The sequence below is a fragment of the Streptosporangium minutum genome, from assembly GCF_002149035.1.
Taxonomy (GTDB): Bacteria; Actinomycetota; Actinomycetes; order Streptosporangiales; family Streptosporangiaceae; genus Streptosporangium; species Streptosporangium minutum.
The window spans coordinates 1-2,389 of the sequence record NZ_NGFP01000468.1; the positions used below are offsets into that span (position 1 = coordinate 1).

Below are 2,389 nucleotides of genomic sequence, written 5' to 3' on the forward strand. Positions count from 1 at the left end.
GTCTGGGCCCAGGCGGCCAGCTTGTCCTTCTCGTGGACGAGGTTGCGGATGTCGCCCTCGGCGTACTCGAACTCCGGAGACCAGAACAGGGCGTCGAACGGGCAGACCTCGATGCAGATCCCGCAGTACATGCACAGGGAGAAGTCGATCGCGAAGCGGTCGAGCATGTTGCGGGCACGGGGACGGCCGCCCTCGGGGGCGGGGAGGGTCTCCTTGTGGGAGTCGATGTAGATGCACCAGTCGGGACACTCGCGGGCGCAGAGCATGCACACCGTGCAGTTCTCCTCGACCAGAGCGATCACCCCCCGGCTCCGGGGTGGCAGGTCCGGCCGAACTTCGGGGTACTGCTGAGTCACCGATCGGCTCAGCATGTGGCGAAGGGTGACGGAGAGCCCCTTTGCCAACCCCACTCCTGGTATCCGTCCCACAACTCAACATCATGGCGCATAGGGGTGCGCTCGGGAATGCGGTGGCCCGTCGAAGAGGCGATCCCCAGGCTCTCCCGGTTATCCACAACAGTTATCCACAGTCTGTGTGTTCGATTACCGCGCTCTAACTGCGGAACCGATGTGACTCCTCCGCTCCCTGAGGGGAGCGGCTTCTCGCTAAGCCGCTTCCGCAGCCTCGCGAAGGGCAAGCCCTGCCCGCAGGATGTTGATCGCCGCGTTCACGTCGGCGTGCGCGCTGTGCCCGCAGGCCGTACAGGCGAACTCGGCCTGGGTGCGGCGGTTCTCCTTCGCACAGTGCCCGCAACAGGCGCAGGTGCGGGAGGTGTTGGCGGGGTTCACCGCGATCAGTTCTCGACCGGCGCTTTCAGCCTTGTGCGACAGGATCGTCAGGAACACCCCCCAACCCGCGTCCAGAATGCTGCGGTTCAGGCCCGACTTCGCCGCCGCCCCGCTGGGCAGATACCCACCCTCGCCATCGGGCCTGGAGGCGGCGCGCCTGGTCATGTTCGTGATGCGCAGGTCCTCGCACACGATCACGTCGTAGCCGCCGACCAAGGCAAGGGCGGCTTTGTGGGCGCCGTCCAGGCGCCGACGGCGCACCTTGGCGTGCAGCGCCGCGATGCGGGCCACCTGCTTGCGCCGTCGCGTCGAGCCGCGCTTCCGGCGCGCCAGAGCGCGCTGGGCGCTCGCGATCCGGTCGGCCGAGGCCGCGAGATAACGGGGATTGTCCAGCAGGCCACCGTGGCTGGTGGCCACCAGCGACGCCACCCTCAAATCGATGCCCACCGCCGCGCCGGTCGCGGGCAACGCCTCGGCGGGAACGGCGTCACACGAGACGATCACATGCCAGCGGAACCCCTCCCGCTTGACGCTGATCGTCTTCACCACGCCCCTGACCGGCCGGTGCCGGTGCACCCGGACGTGGCCGACGCCCTGTAAGCGGACGTAGGCGGCGCTGGGGTGTTCGGGCTGGGAGTCCCAGCGGCAGCCGTCACCGTCCCTGGGCCACTCGACGGTGTCGAAGCGCCCCGTGCCCTTGAAACGAGGGAAGCCCGGCGTGCGCCCGGCCTTGAGCCGGGCGAAGAACGCCGCGAACGCCCTGTCCAGGCGGCGCAGGGTGGCCTGCTGCGAGGAGAAGGACCACCGGCCCTGCCCGCCGGCGTCGGCGGCGCGGATGTGCTTGAGATCCGCCGACTGCTCACCGTAGCGGACACTCACCCCCGCCTTTGCGTAGGCGGTGCGGCGGTGCTCCAACGCCGCGTTGTACAGGGCGCGGTGATCATTCAAACAGGCGGTCAACGCGATCGCCTGCCCCACGGTGGGACGCAAAAGGAACTTATAGGACCTACGCATCACACCCCCACCCCGCCTGGAACTGCTGTTCCCACCGTATCGAGTGTCGAAAAGAGGCGAGGCGGAATGCGCAGACCTGACAGGTCACCACACGCTCGGGCCTGGGTGACCCTCCCGACCCCGGTTCCCCCGTCGCCTGAAGACAACGGTCCCCTCGGGAGAGTCTGATGGAAGAGGACTGCAAGCAGCTTCAGAAATACGTATTGTTCGCGACATGTCCCACCAGTACGGCCCCGCCTGGCACTCGCAGCCGCCCGCACGCTCCAACACGGGGTGGAGCGTCGTGTGGACATTGGTGCCCCTGTTCACCTGCGGCATCGGGACGCCGTTCATCATGGGCCACGCCGCGTACCGGCTACGGAGCGCCGCGCTGACCCTCGCCACCGTCCTCTACGGGCTCGGCATCGGGGTGTTCATCGTCGGCGCGGGGATCTACGGAGACTCCGACCTGATCCCGACCTGGCTGGACGCCACGATGATGATCGGGCTGTTCGGCAACTGGCTCGGCGGTCTGGGCCACGCGCTGATCATCAGGGGTTCGGTGTTCCGGCAGCCGGCACCCCCCATCCCGTACCCTGCCCAGACCC

3 protein-coding genes are annotated in these 2,389 nt (G+C 67.9%); 1 reads left to right on the forward strand and 2 read right to left on the reverse strand.

The annotated features are described in order from the left end of the window. Together CA984_RS43665 and CA984_RS43670 are read right to left on the reverse strand one after the other, a co-directional pair. On the reverse strand, positions 1 to 302 hold a 302-nt coding region (locus tag CA984_RS43665; RefSeq protein WP_242676509.1), incomplete at its 3' end, for a 4Fe-4S binding protein. Positions 303 to 605: 303 nt separating this feature from the next. Then, positions 606 to 1,802 (reverse strand): RNA-guided endonuclease InsQ/TnpB family protein, encoded by a 1,197-nt coding sequence (locus CA984_RS43670; protein WP_086579125.1) that lies wholly within the window; start codon positions 1,800 to 1,802, stop codon positions 606 to 608. 214 nt (positions 1,803 to 2,016) lie between these two features. On the opposite strand from CA984_RS43670, the gene CA984_RS43675 reads away from it, so the two are divergent. Then, on the forward strand, positions 2,017 to 2,389 hold a 373-nt coding region (locus CA984_RS43675; RefSeq protein ID WP_133061984.1), incomplete at its 3' end, for a hypothetical protein.